A 14,834-nucleotide genomic window follows, 5' to 3' on the forward strand; every position below is an offset into this window, starting at 1 on the left:
GAGGCAGCATCATGGCCAGTCACAATGGACAGGGCGATATTCTGATCGGCATCGATGCCGGCACCTCGGTGATCAAGGCGGTCGCCTTCGACCTCTCTGGCCGGCAGATCGCCGAGGCGGCGGTCAAGAACCGCTACCGGACCGGCGGCGATGGATCCGCGACCCAGTCGATGGAAGAAATCTGGCTGGATTGCGCCGAGGCGCTCCGGCATCTCGGCGAAAAGGTCGAGGGGCTGGCTGCGCGCACGGCGGCGATCGCCGTGACGGGGCAGGGCGACGGCACCTGGCTTGCGGGCGCGGACAACAGGCCGGTCGGCGATGCCTGGCTTTGGCTCGATGCCCGCGCAGCCCCCACCGTCGACCGGCTGAACAAGGGCGCCGGAGAACGGGCCCGCTTCGAGGCGACCGGCACCGGCCTCAACACCTGCCAGCAGGGCGCGCAGATGGCGCATATGGCGGCAACGCGGCCGGCGCTTCTCGCAAATGCCGCAGTGGCGCTGCATTGCAAGGACTGGCTCTATCTCAATCTCACAGGCGTGCGGGCGACCGATCCCTCCGAAGCGAGCTTCACCTTCGGCAATTTCCGCAACCGCGCCTATGATGATGCCGTCATCGATGCGCTCGGCCTCCACGATTTCCGTCATCTCCTGCCCGAAATCATCGACGGCACAGAGGTGACGCATCCCCTGAGCGCCGATGCGGCGCGCCAGACCGGCCTTCTTGCCGGAACGCCCGTCAGCCTCGGTTTTGTCGACATGGTCATGACCGCGCTTGGCGCTGGCGTCTATACCGGCGATGCGGGCACCGCCTGTTCCACCATCGGCTCGACCGGCGTGCATATGCGCGCCGTCCATGCCTCGGGCGTGCGGCTCAACGACGACAATACCGGCTATGTCATCGCGCTGCCGGTCCCGGACATGGTTACCCAGGTCCAGACCAATATGGCCGCGACGCTCAATCTCGACTGGGTGCTGGAGGTGGGCCGCGGCCTGCTTGCCGATATGGGCGTCGAGGTCTCCCACCGCGATCTGGTCGGGAAGATCGATGGCTGGCTTTCCGAGGCGAGGCCGGGAACGCTGCTTTACCACCCCTATATCTCCGAGGCCGGCGAGCGCGGGCCCTTCATCAACGCCGATGCCCGTGCCGGCTTCATCGGCCTGTCGGCGAACCATCGATACCCCGATCTCGTGCGCGCGGTGGTCGAGGGCCTCGCGATGGCGGCGCATGATTGCTACGCCGAAATGGGCGATATGCCGGGCGAACTCCGCCTCACGGGCGGGGCCGCCCGCTCGCGCGGCCTTCGCAGCGTGTTGTCGGCGACAATCGGCGCGCCGGTCAGGGTTTCCGCGCGCGAGGAGGCGGGCGCGGCTGGCGCAGCGATGATGGCCGCCGTCGCAATCGGCGTCTATCCCGATATGGAGCGCTGTATCGGCGAATGGGTCACCCCGCTTCTGGGCGAGGCTGAAACCCCCGATCCCGCGCTGACCGCGCTCTATCAGCGGCGCTACCCGACCTATGCCGCCGCGCGGCGCGCGCTGGAACCGATCTGGAATGCAATGGCGAAGGATCGCCGCGCCGAACGCAATGGCGCGGCCGATGCCGCCGATGAAAGGACTACGAAATGAGCGAAGCCGGGATGATCGATCTGTTTGTGATTGGCGGCGGTATCAATGGCGCCGGCATTGCCCGCGACGCCGCAGGCCGCGGGCTTTCGGTGGTGCTTTGCGAAAAGGACGACCTTGCGGAAGGAACGTCCTCGCGTTCCGGCAAGCTTGTCCATGGCGGGTTGCGCTATCTGGAATATTACGAATTCCGGCTGGTGCGCGAGGCGCTGATCGAGCGCGAGGTGCTGATGAACAACGCGCCGCATATCATCTGGCCGCTGCGCTTCGTGCTGCCGCATTCGCCGGATGACAGGCCGGCCTGGCTGGTGCGCCTCGGCCTGTTTCTCTACGATCATCTCGGCGGCCGCAAGAAGCTGCCCGGCACACGCGTTCTCGACCTGAAGCGCGATCCGGTCGGCGCGCCGCTCCTCGACAAATATACCCGCGGCTTTGAATATTCCGACTGCTGGGTGGATGATGCCCGCCTTGTGGTGCTGAACGCCGTCGATGCCGCAAGGAAGGGCGCTACCGTGCTGACCCGCACCCCTTGCGTTTCCGCCCGACGCGAGGATGGCGGCTGGACGATCGAGACCAAGGACATGATCACCGGCGAGGCGCGGACCTTCCGGGCGAAAATCCTGGTCAATGCGGCAGGCCCCTGGGTGAACGATGTCGTGCGCCGCGTCGCCGGCTCCAACTCCAGCCGCAATGTCCGCCTGGTCAAGGGCAGCCATATCATTACCGAGAAATTCTGGGAGGGGCCGCACAGCTATCTCGTCCAGAACCACGACAAGCGGGTGATCTTTATCAATGCCTATGAGGGCAACAAGGCGCTGATCGGCACCACCGACATCGCCTATGAGGGCCGCGCCGAGGAAGTGCAGGCCGACGAGGGCGAGATTCAGTACCTGCTCGACGTGGTCAACCGATACTTCAAGCAGAAGCTTACGCGCGACGATGTCGAGGAAACCTTCTCCGGCGTGCGCCCGCTGTTCGATGATGGCCAGGGCAATCCGTCGGCCGTGACCCGCGACTATGTGTTCGATCTCGACGAGACCGGCGGCGCGCCGATGCTCAATGTCTTCGGCGGCAAGATCACTACGTTTCGCGAGCTTGCCGAGCGCGGCATGCACAAGCTCAAGAAATTCTTCCCCGGCATGGGCGGCGACTGGACCGACAGCGCGCCGCTGCCCGGCGGCGACATGGAAAACGCCGATTACGAGACCTTCCGCGACCGGATGAAGGCCGACTATCCGTGGATGCCGTCTTCGCTGCGCCGCCATTATGGCCGGCTCTACGGGACGGCAATCGCCGCTATCGTCGGATCAGCCGATAGTATCGAGGGGCTGGGCCGTCATTTCGGCGGCAATCTCTACGAGGCCGAGGCGCGTTATCTTGTCGAGAATGAATGGGCGCGCACCGCAGAGGATGTGCTGTGGCGGCGCACCAAGCATCGCCTGCACCTGAGCGATGCCGAGCAGGCCGCCTTCACCGTCTGGTTCGACGCCGAACTGAAGTGAATTCAAAACGAAAGGCCTGGGCGATGCCGCTGACGCTTTCCCTGAACACCAATCCGCTCGTCAACCGCTTCGCAGATCCGGTCGACCTGATCGAGACCACCGCGCGCGACCTGAAGCTGCGCGACCTTCAGCTGACCCATGAATTCATCAACCCGTCCTGGCCCGCCCCGGTTATCCGCCGGCTGACGCGGGAGATGGATGGCGCGCTCCACCGCACCGGGGTCAGGGTCACGTCGGGCATGACCGGTCCCTATGGCAGGCTCAACCATTTCGGCCATCCCGATCGGGATGTGCGGCGTTATTATGTCGACTGGTTCAAGACCTTCGCCGACATCATTGGCGATCTCGGCGGCACTTCGGTCGGCACCCAGTTCGCGATCTTCACCTATGCCGATTACGACGATCCGAAACGCCGCGAGGAACTGATCCGGATCGCGATAGACTGCTGGGTCGAAGTGGCCGAACATGCAAAGGCCGCTGGCCTTTCCTATGTGTTCTGGGAGCCAATGTCGGTCGGCCGTGAATTCGGCCACACGATCGCGGAATGCATGGCGCTGCAGGATCGCCTGACGGCCGCCAACATGGCGGTGCCGATGTGGATGATGGCCGACATCGACCATGGCGACGTCACCTCCGACAATCCGGATGACTTCGACCCCTATGCCTGGGCGCGGGCGGTGCCGAAGGTCTCGCCGATCATCCACATCAAGCAGAGCCTTATGGACAAGGGCGGCCACCGCCCGTTCACCGCGGCCTTCAACGCCAAGGGTCGGATCCAGCCCGAGCCGCTGCTTGCCGCCTTTGCCGAGGGCGGGGCGGTCGACAACGAGATCTGCCTTGAACTCAGCTTCAAGGAGCGCGAGCCCAATGACCGCGAGGTGATCCCGCAGATCGCCGAAAGCGTGGCCTTCTGGGCGCCCTATATCGATACCGGCGCCGGCGACCTGAAAATCTGAAACCTCGGAAAGCCCCTGACATTCCGGCCTTCCCGCAAACGGATAGCCGGTTCCTGCATTGCGCCAGTTTGTCGCAGTCGAAGGTTCGCCGTTTTATCGGCAGGCCTCATTGATATTCTATGCCAATTCCGGTGGCGATCTGATGAATGTCAAGCTGGCTTGTGAATTGCTGTGGCTGCGACTAATAATTTAAATTTAAAATATATGGGCGGCATTCTTGTAATTTCGGATCGCCGATTATATCGTTTCTCCATCAAGGTCTTGAAGGACGGCTGCTGATTGTTCTTGCCAGCACAGAAGCCACCGTCCGGTGTAGAAATTTTAAATTTGGAGGAAACCATGAGCGCTAAAGTCGTACCCGTCGTCACCCGCAGCAGCGAGCTTGGCGAACAGACCCTGCAATCGGGCGAATGCGTCCGCAAATCCGGCGTCAGCCCGCAGCACACGCCCGCCACCAAGATCTGGTTCGGTCGCGTCACCAACGAGCCGGGCCACCGTTCCCCGCCGCATCATCACGAGGAAGCCGAGACCGGCGGTTACGTGCTGTCCGGCCATGGCCGCATCTATTTCGGTGAGGACTACAAGGATTATACCGACATGTATCCGGGCGACTTCGTGTTCGTCCCGCCTTTCATGCCGCATGTCGAGGTCAATATGAGCACGACCGAAGAGCTGGTCTGGCTCACCTGCCGCACCCCGGATAATCTGGTGACAAACCTGCCGGATGTTCCCGACGAGCAGCTTGAGGGTTATCGTCGCGCCTGACTGACGATTCTCAAAGCTGGAGTAGACTATGAAACTGGTACGATACGGTGAAGTGGGCGCCGAAAAGCCCGGCGTCCTCGATGCGAACGGCGCGATCCGCGATCTTTCGGGCGTGATCGGGGACATTTCCTCCGAAACGCTGTCTCCGGAGCTGCTTGCGCAGCTTGCCGGCCTCGAGCCCGAAACCCTGCCGCTTGTCGACGGCAGCCCGCGCTATGGCGCGCCGGTCGGAAAGATCGGCAAGTTCATCTGCGTCGGCCTCAACTATGCCGACCATGCCGCCGAGACCGGCAAGGCGCCGCCGCCCGAACCGGTGCTGTTCGCCAAGGCGACGACGGCCGTCTGCGGTCCGAATGACGACGTCGAAATTCCGCGCGGCTCGTCGCGCACCGACTGGGAGGTCGAGCTCGGCATCGTGATCGGCAAGCGGGCGAAGTATGTCCCCGAGGAAGACGCGCTTTCTCATGTGGCCGGCTATGTTCTCGTCAACGATGTCTCCGAGCGGGAATTCCAGTCGGAACGCGCCGGCCAGTGGATCAAGGGCAAGAGCCACGACACGTTCGGCCCCACCGGCCCGTGGCTGGTGACGCCGGAGGAATTCGAGGATATCCAGAATCTCGACCTCTGGCTTGATGTCGACGGCGAGCGCCGGCAGACCGGCAATACCCGCACCATGATCTTTTCGGTCAAGCACCTCGTCAGCTATATCTCACAATTCATGACGCTGGAGCCCGGCGACATCATCTCCACCGGCACCCCGCCCGGCGTCGGGCTGGGCATGAAGCCGCCGACCTTCCTCAAGGAAGGCCAGATCGTCACACTTGGCGCGGCCGGGCTTGGCAAACAGCGGCAGAAGATGGTGCAGGCATGAGCTTGGCAGAGGCAAAGGCGGCGCTGAACGATCTCTCCGGCAAGACCGCGATCGTCACCGGCGCGGGGCGCGGGCAGGGGGCGGTGGAAGCCGCCCTTCTGGCCGAGGCCGGCGCGCGGGTAATGCTGTGCGACGTGCTGGTCGATGAGGGCGAGGCCGAGGCAGAAAAACTGCGCGCGGCGGGCCATGACGCGCGCTTCATGAAGCTCGACGTGACGTCGGAGGCGGACTGGCAGGCGGTGGTCGACGCCGTGCGGGCGTGGGCCGGAAGTCTCGATGTCCTGGTCAACAATGCCGGCATCATAAATCGCAAGACGATCGCCGACATGTCGGTCGCCGAATGGCGCAAGGTGTTGGACGTCAACGCTACCGGCGCATTTGCCGGGCTCAAGGCGGCGCTGCCGCTGATGGCGGAAACCGGCGGCGGCTCGGTCATCAACATCTCGTCTAACAGCGGCTTTTCCGGCCATTACGACCCGGCCTACACCGCCAGCAAATGGGCGCTGCGCGGGCTGACCCGCACGGCGGCGATGGAATATGCCGAAAAGGGCGTGCGCGTGAATGCGATCTGCCCCGGCCTGATCGTCACCGATCTCAACCGCAACTCCCCGCATCTGAAGCCGATGATCGAGATGACGCCGATGGGCAGGAGCGGCGAGGCGGAGGAAGTGGCCCAGCTCGTGCTGTTTTTGGCCTCCGACGCCTCCGCCTTCATCACCGGCGAGGATTTCGTCATCGACGGCGGCTTCACCGGCGGCGCGGCCTATCGCCGCGTGGCGCGGGAGACGGGGATTTACTGAGGGGCTGCGTCGCGGGGAGGGGGCTTACCCCTCACCCGGCGCATGCTCTCCATGCGTGGAGGCGCTGCTTCCCCTCATCCGGCCTTCGGCCACCTTCTCCCCGGCGGGGAGAAGGGGAAGACGGCGCGGCTCTGCCTTGCCGCTTGCTCCGAAAACGCAGCATGCTCCCCCTCTCCCCGCAGGGGAGAGGGTGGCGCGTATGCGCCGGGTGAGGGCAGCGGCTATCCGATCATGAAGGGTAAGCGGCTGTACGCCCGCCAACCTCTCACGAATGCGGCTTGTGGCGGATATCCATCATGATCGAGATTGCGCGGGCGATGTCCGGTTCGGCGATTTCAGCGAAGATCTCGTCGATCCAGCCGCGATGGACAGCGGTCGCCTCGTCCATCAGCGCCTTGCCCTTGGCGGTGATGCGCACCAGAAAGGCGCGGCGGTCGGTCTCCTGGTTCTCGCGCTCGACAAGGCCGTCGGCGACCAGTTTCTCGATCACGCCGGTGACATTGCCGTTGGAGACCACGAGCTGTTTGGAAAGCTCGCTCATGCGCATCCCTTCGGGGGCCGCGTGAAGTGCTGCCATCACATCGAACCGCGGCAGCGTCATGCCGTAATTCTCGCGCAGCCGCTCGCGCAGATTGCCCTCCACATGGCGCACCGCCTTCAGCATCTGCAGCCAGAGGCGCACGCGCTGGGTGGCAAGGGCCGGGTCTTTGATTTCATGGGCGGTCATGGCGGATTCTCTCTGCTTCCGTAACCGCTCTAGCCGCATTTGCTTCAAACCTCAACCAGATTGCGGCAGGTCTTACCCGGCGGGGATCACCGCAGTCGCCTCGATCTCCACCTTGGCCGCGTCTTCCATCAGGGCGACGACCTGAACCACGGCCATGGCCGGGAAATGGCGGCCCATGACCTTGCGGTAGACCAGGCCAAGCTCCTTGAGGTTGTCGAGATATTCGCGCTTGTCGGTGATGTACCAAGTCAGCCGCACGACGTGCTCCGGCCGGGCGCCGGCTTCGGCGAGCACGGCGACGATATTGCGCAGCGTCTGTTCGAACTGGCCGACGAGATCGTCATGCTCGAATTCCTGCCGGGCATTCCAGCCCACCAGACCGCCGGTGAAGACCATCCGGCCCGTGGCGGCCATGCCGTTGGCGTAGCCGCGGGCGGGGACCCAGCCTGCGGGTTCGAGAAACTGGTGCGGCGATTGCGAGTACGATGTCATGCCTGAACTTTCAAATACGATCTTGATGGGCGGTCTTTCCGCGGTGTGTAGATGGGCGGAGGGCGTGTTCATACCTCGCCCCCCGAGATCGAAATCGCCTGTCCGGTGACCATGGCGGCCCCGTCGGAGGCAAGCCAGAGCACGGCCTCGGCCACATCCTCCGGCGGTACCAGCCGCTTCATCGGATTGGTGGCCTCAAGGGCAGCCCGCGCGTCCTCGGCGCTGCGGCCCGTGGTCTCGACGATCCGGGCGATCGAGCGCTCGGTCATCTCGGTGTCGAGAAAGCCGGGGCAGATGGCGTTGACCGTGATGTCCTTGCGGGCATATTCGAGCGCCGCCGATCTGACCAGCCCGACGACGCCATGTTTTGCTGCCGCATAGGGCGCGACATAGGCATAGCCCTTCAGCCCGGCGGTGGAGGCGATCGCGATCAGCCGGCCCTTGCGCCCCGCCATCGCCTTCGCGCCCTCGCGCAGCGTCAGGAAGGTGCCGGTCAGGTTGACGGCCACCATCGCGTTGAAGCTTTCAAGCGTGGTCGCGGCGAACGGCGCGCTCTCGGATGCCCCGGCATTGGCGACCACGATATCGAGCGGCCCGGCGGCGGCAAACAGCGCGGTCACCTGCGCTTCATCGGTGATGTCGCAGGTCATCGCCGAGATCGCCGTGTGGCTTTCGGCAATCGTTTCGAGCGGTTCGCGCCTGCGCCCGCAAATGATCACCTCGGCGCCGGCATTGGCCAGCGCGCGGGCAATCACGGCGCCCACGCCCGAGCCGCCGCCGGTGACCAGCGCCTTTTTGCCGGAAAGCGTCATGACATCGCCTTCGCGCGTTCGGCAAGCGTGTTGGCCTGCCGGCGGCCGCCCTCATAGGGGGCGGGCCATGCCTGTTCGGTGTCGCCGAGTTCGACGGCAGCGTGCAGCGTCCAGTAGGGGTCCGCCAGATGCGGGCGGGCGAGCAGCACCAGGTCGGCGCGGCCGGCCATCAGGATCGAGTTGACGTGATCGGCCTCGTAGATATTGCCGGCAACCATGGTCGGCAGGTGGATATCATTGCGCACCCGGTCGGAGAACGGCACTTGGAACATGCGGCCATAAACCGGCTGTTCGTCCTTGGTGGTCTGGCCCGAGGAGACATTGATGGCATCCGCGCCGGCTTCCTTGAAGGCTTCGGCGATCCTCAGCGCCTCGTCGGGCTCGACACCTGCCTCGCCCACCCAGTCATGGGCGGAGATGCGCACCGTCATCGGCTTTTCGGCAGGCCAGGCCGCGCGCATGGCGGCGAAGACTTCGAGCGGGAAGCGCATCCGGTTTTCCAGGCTGCCGCCATAGTCGTCCTCGCGCCGGTTGGTGACGGGCGAGATGAAGGAGGCGAGCAGATAGCCGTGGGCGGCGTGCATTTCCACCATGTCGAACCCGGCCGCATCCGCGGCCTTCACGGAGGCGACGAACTGGTCGCGCACCATGTCCATGTCGGCCCGGTCCATCGCCTTCGGCGTCTGGCTTTCGGGCGTATAGGGAATTGGGGAAGCGGAAATCAGCGGCCAGTTGCCGTCGACAAGCGGCATGTCCATGCCCTCCCAGGCGACCCGGGTGGAACCCTTGCGGCCGGCATGGCCGATCTGGGCGCAGATCTTTGCCTCGGTCTCGGCGTGGACGAAGTCGGTCAGCCGCTTCCAGAGCGGCACCTGTTCATCGGTGATGCAGGGGCAGCCGGGCGTGATCCGACCTTCCGGCGAAACGCAGAGCATTTCGGTGAAGACGAGGCCCGCGCCACCCTTGGCGCGCTCGGCGTAGTGGACGAAATGCCAGTCGGTCGGCATGCTGTCCTTGGCCTTGTACTGCGCCATCGGCGAGACCACGACGCGGTTCTTGAGTTCCATGGCGCGCAGTTTGAACGGCGCGAACATCGGCCGCCGCGTCGACTGGCTGCCGGCCTGTTTCTGGAACCAGGCTTCCGCCGTCGCCAGCCATTCGGGATCGCGCAGCCGCAGGTTTTCGTGGCCGATGCGCTGCGAGCGAGTCAGCAGCGAATAGTTGAACTGCATCATGTCGAGATCGAGATAGCGCTCCACCTCCTCGAACCATTCGGTGGAGTTGCGGGCAGCCGAGGTGACGCGCAGCACCTGCAGCTTGCGCTCGGCCTCGTAATCGTCCAGCGCCTTGTCGAGCGGCTTGCCGGAATTCAGCTCGTCGGCAAGGGCGGCTGCACTTTCCATGCCGAGCTTGCTGCCGGAGCCGATCGAGAAATGCGCGGTCGCCGAGGCGTCGCCGAGCAGCACGACATTGTCGAAATGCCAGTTTTCGCAGACAACGCGCGGGAAACGGATCCAGGCCGAACCGCGAATGTGGTTGGCATTGGTCATCAGGCTGTGGCCGTCCAGGTGACGGGCGAAGATCTCCTCGCAGGTGGCGATGCTTTCCTGCTGGCTCATCTCGCCGAAGCCATAGGCCTCGAACACTTCCGGCCCGCATTCGACGATGAAGGTCGCGGTATCGTTGTCGAACTGGTAGGCATGGGCCCAGATCCAGCCCTTTTCGGTCTTCTCGAAAATGAAGGTGAAGGCGTCGTCGAATTTCTGTTTGGTGCCGAGCCAGACGAAGTGATTGCGGCGCATGTCGATCGACGGCTGGAACTTGTCTTCGTAAAGCTTGCGGGTGCGCGAGTTCAGCCCGTCGGCGGCGATCACGAGGTCGTTCTCGGCGCGCAGTCTTTCGATGGCGGCGTCATCGATCTCGGCTTCGAATTCCAGATTGACGCCGAGCTCGCGGGCGCGTTCCTGCAGCAGAACCAGCAGCCGCATCCGGCCGATGCCGCAAAAGCCGTGGCCGCAGGATGTCATGCTTTCCTCGCCACGCACCACCTTCACATCGTCCCAGTAGGCGAAATTGTCGCGGATCGACTGGACCACGACCGGGTCGTTGCCCTTGAAGTTTTCCAGCGTTTCGTCGGAAAACACCACGCCCCAGCCGAACGTGTCGTTATGGCGGTTGCGCTCATAGACGGTGATGTCGTGACCGCTGTCGCGCAGCTTCATCGAGATCGCGAAATAAAGGCCCGAGGGCCCGCCGCCCAGAACTGCGATTTTCATGTCTGGTTTCCCCTGTCGCTGCGTGTGGTGCTTGATGCGAAAATTAATTTGAATTTAAAATAAATTGGGTTTGGGGGTGGTGTCAAGCGCGGGTTTGGTCGGCGATGGTGTCAGGCAGCTCTGTTTGATCGCAAGCTGCCCATGTTCAGGCGCGTCCTCCTCCCCACGGGCGTCATCCTCGGGCTTGGCCCGAGGATCCATGCACATCGCGACGCGAAAGGAGTTGACAGGCGAGGACAATCGCACGCGGTCTCGCCGTGAAGACCGCCAACGCTTCTCGCGACATCCGTGGTTGGATCCTCGGGTCAAGCCCGAGGATGACGCTGAGTTATGGGCGAGGCGCGGAGAGAGAGGGACGAGGCAATATTTCAATATTGAACTAATAATCCGTCTCCTCTATGGTTCCCATATAACCGGAAAACGCGGCCAATATCAGCCACAATAACAAGGGAGCCCGTCATTGCCGTTTGAAACCTCTCAGGCCCTGCGCTTCGGCGACTGCGATCTCACCGGGATCGCCTATCACCCGGCCTATTTCTCCATGCTGGTGGAAGTCAACCGCGCCATGTTTGCCTCCTTCGGCGTTTCCTGGGAGGAGATGATGCTGGAGCGCAATCTCGGCATGCCGGTCTTGAAGATGGATATTGCGTTCGAGAAGCCTGCGCGCTTCGGCGATGTGCTGGATTTTTCCATGCATGTGCGGCGCATCGGCAATTCCTCGCTCGATCTCGAAACCTTCGCCCGCGTCAGGGGCGATGTGATCTGGTCCGTGCGCCAGCGCATCGTGCTCACCTCCACCGAGGATCACAGGTCGCGGCCATGGCCGGACGATGTCCGCGCCGGGCTGGAGACCTATATGGATCCGCCGGCCTGACAGACAAGAAGCAGGCAGCGTTCACTCATAAAAACAACGGGAACAGACCATGCCTCAGCACCTCCGGCCCACCGGCCATACCGACAGTTTCGCCCGCGACAACCTGCCTCCGTTTGAGGCGTGGCCCGATCTTCTGCTCGATGGCTTCGACTATCCCGATCGGCTGAATGCAGCCGTCGAACTGACCGATGCGATGGTCGCCAAGGGATATGGCGACCGGGTTGCGCTGATCGGCAATGGCAGGCGGCGCACCTACAAGGAGATGGCCGACTGGACCAACCGGCTCGCCCATGTGCTGGTCGACGATCTTGGCGTCAAGCCGGGCAACCGGGTGCTGATCCGCTCGGCCAACAATCCCGCCATGGTCGCCTGCTGGCTGGCGGCCACCAAGGCCGGCGCGGTGGTGGTCAACACCATGCCGATGCTGAGGGCCGGCGAGCTTGCCAAATATGTCGACAAGGCCGAGATCGAATTCGCGCTCTGCGATACGCGGCTGATGGAGGAGCTTGTCGCCTGCGCCAAGGAAAGCCGCTTCCTGAAAAAGGTGATCGGTTTCGACGGCACCGCCAATCACGACGCCGAGCTGGACCGGCTGGCGCTGGAAAAATCCGTGCAGTTCGATGCCGTCGATACTGCGCAGGATGATGTGGCGCTGCTGGGTTTCACCTCTGGCTCGACCGGCGACCCGAAGGCGACGATGCATTTTCACCGCGATCTGCTGATCATCGCCGATGGTTACGCGAAGGAAGTGCTGAACGTGACGCCGGAGGATGTGTTCATCGGCTCGCCGCCGCTCGCCTTCACCTTCGGGCTTGGCGGGCTTGCCGTGTTTCCGCTGCGCTTTGGTGCTGCGGCGACGCTGCTCGAGGTCGCCTCGCCGGCCAACATGATCGAGATCATCGAGAAATACCGCGCCACCGTCTGCTTTACCGCGCCGACGGCCTATCGGGTGATGCTGCAGGCGATGGATCACGGGGCCGACCTTTCGAGCCTCAGGGCCGCCGTCTCCGCCGGCGAAACCCTGCCGGCGCCGGTCTATGAGGCGTGGATGGAAAAGACCGGCAAGCCGATGCTGGACGGCATTGGCTCCACCGAAATGCTCCATATCTTCATCACCAACCGGTTTGACGACCATCGCCCCGCTTGCACCGGCCGGCCCGTCGGCGGCTATGAGGCGAAGGTGCTGGCCGAGGACGGCACGGAGGCGACGCGCGGCACGATGGGCCGGCTTGCCGTGCGCGGACCCGCCGGCTGCCGCTATCTCAAGGGCGAACGCCAGAACGAATATGTCCAGGATGGCTGGAACATCACCGGCGACACCTTCGTGCATGACGAGGACGGTTACTTTCACTTCGCCGCCCGCAATGACGACATGATCGTGTCTGCCGGCTACAATATCGCCGGTCCGGAAGTGGAGGCGGCGCTTCTGCGCCATGAAGCGGTATCGGAATGCGGCGTCATCGGCGCGCCGAACGAGGATCGCGGCCAGATCGTCGAGGCCCATATCGTGCTCGCCGCCGGCCATGCGCCGAGCGATTTGCTGGTGAAAGAGCTTCAGGACTATGTCAAGGCGACGATTGCGCCTTATAAATACCCGCGCAGCATCAAATTCGTGGAGGCGCTGCCGAAGACCTCCACGGGCAAGATCCAGCGGTTCCGGTTGCAGTCCTGAAAGGCCGTCGCATGACCTTTGAAATGAAGCAGAAAGTCCTGTTCAAACATTGCGATCCGGCGGGGATCGTGTTCTTCCCCCGCTATTTCGAGATGATGAACGACTGCGTCGAGACTTTCTTTTCCGAGGTTCTGGAATGGCCGTTCGAGGATTTCATCGGGCGCGAGGGCGTGCCGACGGCGGCGATCGAGACCCGCTTCACGGCGCCCAGCCTGCATGGCGATCATCTGGTGATCGCGCTTGACGTCGAACATGTCGGCCGCACCTCGTTCACCTATCGGATGACGGCATGGTGCGGTGACGAGAAGCGGTTCGAGACCAAGGCGCGCCTCGTGTTCATCAACGACAGCGGCCGCCCGCAACCCTGGCCGGAAGCAATCCGGGCGAAGCTTGAGGCGGCCCTGGAGCCGGCGGCATGAACGCCGACCGCGACGCCTTTCGACGCTATGACGCAGCCGGGCTGAATGCGCAATATATCGCCCGCGACGCCGTTCCCGCCTTTGCCGCTTATGCGAAGCGCTGGCAGGAACAGAGCGCGAAGGCTGCGGAAGACCTGCCCTGCCAGCTCGATGTCGCCTATGGCGAAAGCGCTGCCGAGCGGCTCGACATCTTCCCCGCGCTCGATGGCGGGCCGGCCCCGGTGCTGGTGTTCTATCATGGCGGCTACTGGCGCTCGACCGACAAGTCCTGGTACCGGTTTCTCGCGCGCCCGTTTGTCGAGCGCGGCGTCACCGTGGTGTTTCCCGATTACGGGCTATGCCCCGCCGTCACCATGGACACGATTTCCGAACAATGCCGCCGCTCGTTCGAATGGGTCTGGCGCAACGCCGCCTCCTTCGGCGGCGATGAGGCGCGGGTGTTCATCTCCGGGCATTCGGCCGGCGGCCAGATCGCGGGCATGCTGCTTGCCGCCGACTGGTCCGGGCTTGGCTCGGTCTCCGGCTTTCCGATCAAGGGCGTGACGGCGGTGAGTGGACTTTTTGACCTTGAGCCGATCCGGCTGACGAGCCTCAATGACGATCTCGGCATGGATGCGGAGGCCGTCCGCCGCAACAGTCCCGTCGATCACCCGCTGCCGGCGAAAGTCCCGCCGGTGATCGCTGCCATCGGCGCGCTCGAAAGCGATGAATTCCATCGCCAGAGCCTGCTCTATTGCGACCATATCGAAGCGTCGGGCGGCGACTGCCTCCTGCTCGACGTTCCCGGTCATCACCACTATTCGATCCTCGACGCCATGGCCAATCCGCACCATCCGTTCGGGAAAATGGTGCTGGAGCAGATCGGCGTTGCGTGAGTCAAGCTGGCAATAAGTTTAATATTAAAGTATTTTCTGGCTCTCCGTCTGGTTCTTCCTCTCATCCCCTCAGCGTCATCCTCGGGCTTGACCCGAGGATGACGCCGAGAGTGGGAAGGCTTGGGGCAGCGGGAGGTTCAGCAGCGCGAGCCGATGAGCCAATGCAGATCA

14 protein-coding genes are annotated in these 14,834 nt (G+C 63.6%); 10 read left to right on the forward strand and 4 right to left on the reverse strand.

Going from position 1 to position 14,834, the window contains the following annotated elements; translation table 11 throughout:
* Positions 1-11 precede the first annotated feature (11 nt).
* From V6765_RS15425 to V6765_RS15450, 6 genes are all read left to right on the forward strand, one after another.
* The gene (locus V6765_RS15425) at positions 12-1,625 is read left to right on the forward strand and encodes an FGGY family carbohydrate kinase (RefSeq protein ID WP_448430307.1); all 1,614 of its coding nucleotides are present in this window, start codon (positions 12-14) and stop codon (positions 1,623-1,625) included.
* Positions 1,622-3,124 carry a glycerol-3-phosphate dehydrogenase gene (locus V6765_RS15430; protein ID WP_448430309.1) on the forward strand — a complete coding sequence of 501 codons (1,503 nt, stop codon included), beginning with the start codon at positions 1,622-1,624 and terminating at the stop codon, positions 3,122-3,124. The genes V6765_RS15425 and V6765_RS15430 overlap by 4 nt, the downstream gene beginning before the upstream one ends.
* Positions 3,125-3,147: 23 nt before the next feature.
* Complete coding sequence (locus V6765_RS15435) at positions 3,148-4,080, forward strand: TIM barrel protein (protein WP_448430920.1); 933 nt, start codon at positions 3,148-3,150, stop codon at positions 4,078-4,080.
* Positions 4,081-4,419: 339 nt separating this feature from the next.
* Positions 4,420-4,845, forward strand: coding sequence for a cupin domain-containing protein (locus V6765_RS15440; RefSeq protein ID WP_448430311.1), 426 nt, complete (start codon positions 4,420-4,422; stop codon positions 4,843-4,845).
* Positions 4,846-4,873: 28 nt separating this feature from the next.
* Complete coding sequence (locus V6765_RS15445; protein ID WP_448430313.1) at positions 4,874-5,716, forward strand: fumarylacetoacetate hydrolase family protein; 843 nt, start codon at positions 4,874-4,876, stop codon at positions 5,714-5,716.
* Positions 5,713-6,516: an SDR family NAD(P)-dependent oxidoreductase gene (locus tag V6765_RS15450; RefSeq protein WP_448430315.1), complete on the forward strand. Its 804-nt coding sequence runs from the start codon at positions 5,713-5,715 to the stop codon at positions 6,514-6,516. Before V6765_RS15445 ends, V6765_RS15450 begins: the two co-directional genes overlap by 4 nt.
* A 265-nt stretch (positions 6,517-6,781) precedes the next feature.
* On the opposite strand, the gene V6765_RS15455 is transcribed toward V6765_RS15450, so the two are convergent.
* The 4 genes from V6765_RS15455 to V6765_RS15470 all read right to left on the reverse strand — a co-directional run bounded on the left by V6765_RS15455 (position 6,782) and on the right by V6765_RS15470 (position 10,823).
* A complete protein-coding gene (locus V6765_RS15455; RefSeq protein ID WP_448430317.1) occupies positions 6,782-7,243 on the reverse strand; it encodes a MarR family winged helix-turn-helix transcriptional regulator in 462 nt (153 codons plus the stop codon).
* Positions 7,244-7,315: 72 nt separating this feature from the next.
* The gene (locus tag V6765_RS15460; protein WP_448430319.1) at positions 7,316-7,735 is read right to left on the reverse strand and encodes a RidA family protein; all 420 of its coding nucleotides are present in this window, start codon (positions 7,733-7,735) and stop codon (positions 7,316-7,318) included.
* A gap of 68 nt (positions 7,736-7,803) precedes the next feature.
* Entirely contained in the window at positions 7,804-8,547 is a 744-nt protein-coding gene (locus V6765_RS15465; RefSeq protein ID WP_448430321.1) for an SDR family NAD(P)-dependent oxidoreductase, read from the reverse strand.
* The gene (locus V6765_RS15470) at positions 8,544-10,823 is read right to left on the reverse strand and encodes a bifunctional salicylyl-CoA 5-hydroxylase/oxidoreductase (RefSeq protein ID WP_448430323.1); all 2,280 of its coding nucleotides are present in this window, start codon (positions 10,821-10,823) and stop codon (positions 8,544-8,546) included. Before V6765_RS15470 ends, V6765_RS15465 begins: the two co-directional genes overlap by 4 nt.
* Positions 10,824-11,283: 460 nt before the next feature.
* On the opposite strand from V6765_RS15470, the gene V6765_RS15475 reads away from it, so the two are divergent.
* Genes V6765_RS15475 through V6765_RS15490 form a run of 4 tightly spaced genes read left to right on the forward strand, consistent with a single transcriptional unit; the run spans position 11,284 to position 14,663 of the window.
* Positions 11,284-11,697, forward strand: a complete 414-nt coding sequence (locus V6765_RS15475) for an acyl-CoA thioesterase (protein ID WP_448430325.1) — start codon at positions 11,284-11,286, stop codon at positions 11,695-11,697.
* A 49-nt stretch (positions 11,698-11,746) separates the two neighbouring features.
* Complete coding sequence (locus V6765_RS15480) at positions 11,747-13,369, forward strand: AMP-binding protein (protein ID WP_448430327.1); 1,623 nt, start codon at positions 11,747-11,749, stop codon at positions 13,367-13,369.
* Positions 13,370-13,392: 23 nt separating this feature from the next.
* A complete protein-coding gene (locus V6765_RS15485; RefSeq protein ID WP_448430329.1) occupies positions 13,393-13,788 on the forward strand; it encodes an acyl-CoA thioesterase in 396 nt (131 codons plus the stop codon).
* On the forward strand, positions 13,785-14,663 hold the full coding sequence (locus tag V6765_RS15490; RefSeq protein ID WP_448430331.1) for an alpha/beta hydrolase: 879 nt from the start codon (positions 13,785-13,787) through the stop codon (positions 14,661-14,663). Before V6765_RS15485 ends, V6765_RS15490 begins: the two co-directional genes overlap by 4 nt.
* Positions 14,664-14,834: the final 171 nt, after the last annotated feature.

The sequence above is a fragment of the Martelella sp. FOR1707 genome, from assembly GCF_053484265.1.

Excerpts from the sequence above, each read along its gene's own strand:
- V6765_RS15465 (WP_448430321.1), bottom strand. The coding sequence starts at position 8,547 with ATGACGCTTTCCGGCAAAAAGGCGCTGGTCACCGGCGGCGGCTCGGGC.
- V6765_RS15425 (WP_448430307.1), top strand. The coding sequence starts at position 12 with ATGGCCAGTCACAATGGACAGGGCGATATTCTGATCGGCATCGATGCC.
- V6765_RS15485 (WP_448430329.1), top strand. The coding sequence starts at position 13,393 with ATGAAGCAGAAAGTCCTGTTCAAACATTGCGATCCGGCGGGGATCGTG.
- V6765_RS15490 (WP_448430331.1), top strand. The coding sequence starts at position 13,785 with ATGAACGCCGACCGCGACGCCTTTCGACGCTATGACGCAGCCGGGCTG.
- V6765_RS15430 (WP_448430309.1), top strand. The coding sequence starts at position 1,622 with ATGAGCGAAGCCGGGATGATCGATCTGTTTGTGATTGGCGGCGGTATC.
- V6765_RS15445 (WP_448430313.1), top strand. The coding sequence starts at position 4,874 with ATGAAACTGGTACGATACGGTGAAGTGGGCGCCGAAAAGCCCGGCGTC.
- V6765_RS15435 (WP_448430920.1), top strand. The coding sequence starts at position 3,148 with ATGCCGCTGACGCTTTCCCTGAACACCAATCCGCTCGTCAACCGCTTC.
- V6765_RS15440 (WP_448430311.1), top strand. The coding sequence starts at position 4,420 with ATGAGCGCTAAAGTCGTACCCGTCGTCACCCGCAGCAGCGAGCTTGGC.
- V6765_RS15455 (WP_448430317.1), bottom strand. The coding sequence starts at position 7,243 with ATGACCGCCCATGAAATCAAAGACCCGGCCCTTGCCACCCAGCGCGTG.
- V6765_RS15480 (WP_448430327.1), top strand. The coding sequence starts at position 11,747 with ATGCCTCAGCACCTCCGGCCCACCGGCCATACCGACAGTTTCGCCCGC.
- V6765_RS15460 (WP_448430319.1), bottom strand. The coding sequence starts at position 7,735 with ATGACATCGTACTCGCAATCGCCGCACCAGTTTCTCGAACCCGCAGGC.
- V6765_RS15450 (WP_448430315.1), top strand. The coding sequence starts at position 5,713 with ATGAGCTTGGCAGAGGCAAAGGCGGCGCTGAACGATCTCTCCGGCAAG.
- V6765_RS15470 (WP_448430323.1), bottom strand. The coding sequence starts at position 10,823 with ATGAAAATCGCAGTTCTGGGCGGCGGGCCCTCGGGCCTTTATTTCGCG.